This is a genomic window from Saccharomonospora iraqiensis subsp. iraqiensis (genome assembly GCF_000430445.1).
Taxonomy (GTDB): domain Bacteria; phylum Actinomycetota; class Actinomycetes; order Mycobacteriales; family Pseudonocardiaceae; genus Saccharomonospora; species Saccharomonospora iraqiensis.
Map to the genome: position 1 here is coordinate 3,567 of NZ_KE387044.1, position 1,742 is coordinate 5,308.

At 71.5% G+C, this 1,742-nt stretch carries 1 protein-coding gene and 1 pseudogene; one reads left to right on the forward strand and one right to left on the reverse strand.

Annotation, left to right across the window (positions count from 1 at the left end; translation table 11 throughout):
- Positions 1–65: 65 nt before the first annotated feature.
- On the reverse strand, positions 66–1,352 hold the full coding sequence (locus ACTIR_RS0103455) for an adenylosuccinate synthase (RefSeq protein ID WP_026453234.1): 1,287 nt from the start codon (positions 1,350–1,352) through the stop codon (positions 66–68).
- An 84-nt stretch (positions 1,353–1,436) separates the two neighbouring features.
- Between ACTIR_RS0103455 and ACTIR_RS26235 the strand changes: the two are divergent.
- Positions 1,437–1,742 (forward strand): annotated as a pseudogene (locus ACTIR_RS26235) (hypothetical protein); the annotation flags it as partial.

Here is a 1,742-nt window from a genome sequence, read left to right on the forward strand (position 1 = left end):
CACCGCTCGTCGCGCCGGGTGCCCGCCGATCCCGGGACGGCGGGCACCCCGGCCGGGCGCGGTGGTCAGGCGAACTCGTGCCGGACGATGGTCTGCTCGCGGCCCGGCCCGACACCGATCGCGGAGATCCGCGCGCCCATCAGCTCCTCCAGCCGCTCGACGTAGGCACGCGCGTTGGCGGGCAGGTCCGCGAAGCTGCGGCAGCCGCTGATGTCCTCGGCCCAGCCGGGCAGCTCCTCGTAGATCGGCACGGCGTGGTGCACCTCGGTCTGCGTCATCGGCATGTCCTCGGTGCGGAAGCCGTCCACCTCGTAGGCCACGCACACCGGGATCCGCTCCAGCCCGGAGAGCACGTCGAGCTTGGTGAGGAAGTAGTCGGTGATGCCGTTGACGCGCGCGGCGTAGCGGCCGATCACCGCGTCGAACCAGCCGGTGCGGCGCGAGCGGCCGGTGGTGACGCCGAACTCCCCGCCGGACTTGCGCAGCCCCTCACCGGACTCGTCGAGCAGCTCGGTCGGGAACGGGCCCGAGCCCACCCGGGTGGTGTAGGCCTTGACGATGCCGAGCACGGTGCTGATCCGGCCCGGCCCGATGCCGGACCCGGCGCTGGCCCCGCCGGAGGTGGGGTTGGACGAGGTGACGAACGGGTAGGTGCCGTGGTCGACGTCGAGCAGGGTGCCCTGCGAGCCCTCCAGCAGCACCGTCTCGCCGCGTTCCAGCGCCCGGTTGAGCTCCAACCGGGTGTCGGCGATCCGGTGCGCGAACCGCTCGCCCTGCTCCAGGACGGTGTCGGTGACCTCGTCCACGTCGAGGCCCTTGCGGTTGTAGACCTTGACCAGCACCTGGTTCTTGAACTCGAGGGCCGCCTCGACCTTCTGCCGCAGGATCTTCTCGTCGAGCAGGTCCTGCACCCGCACGCCCACCCGGGCGATCTTGTCCTGATAGCAGGGGCCGATGCCGCGGCCGGTGGTGCCGATCTTCTTCGCCCCGAGGTAGCGCTCGGTCACCTTGTCGATGGCGACGTGGTACGGCATGATCAGGTGCGCGTCCGCGGAGATGAGCAGCCGGTCGGTGTCCACCCCGCGCTCCTCGAGCCCGGACAGCTCGTCCAGCAGCACCCCCGGATCGATCACCACGCCGTTGCCGATGACGTTCGTGATGCCCGGGGTGAGGATGCCGGACGGGATCAGGTGCAGTGCGTAGTCCTGCCCGTCGGGCAGCACGACCGTGTGCCCCGCGTTGTTGCCGCCCTGGTAGCGGACGACCCAGCGGACCCGGTCGCCGAGCAGGTCGGTGGCCTTGCCCTTGCCTTCGTCACCCCACTGGGCCCCGACGAGCACGATGGCCGGCATGTGACACTCCTGGTATTCGACGGTCGAGAAGAGCGTGGCGCTGGTGGAAATCGCCGGTGACCGAGCCTAACCGAGGAGCGCTCCGTGGGTGGACTGGTACTGGCTTGCGGGGACGCGACGGACGCGTTGCCGACGGGCGACCTCCGGGTGGCCGAGCTGCCCGAACGCCCCGGCAGGACCGACGTCGATCCCGTGCTGGAGCCGTCGCTGATCGTGGCGGGCACCGACGCCGACCTCGCCGCCGTGGCGCTGCGGCTGCTACGCAGGGAACTGCTCGCGGACACCGTGGTGGGCTTTGTGCCGACCCGCCCGGACTCGGCGGTGGCCGCCCTGTGGGGCCTGCCGACCGACCCGCACGCCGCACTCGAACGCGCCCGCGGCGGCGTGGAC

What these genes read in the sequence shown, in the direction of transcription:
- ACTIR_RS0103455 (WP_026453234.1), bottom strand. Translation starts at nt 1,352, where the DNA reads ATGCCGGCCATCGTGCTCGTCGGGGCCCAGTGGGGTGACGAAGGCAAG.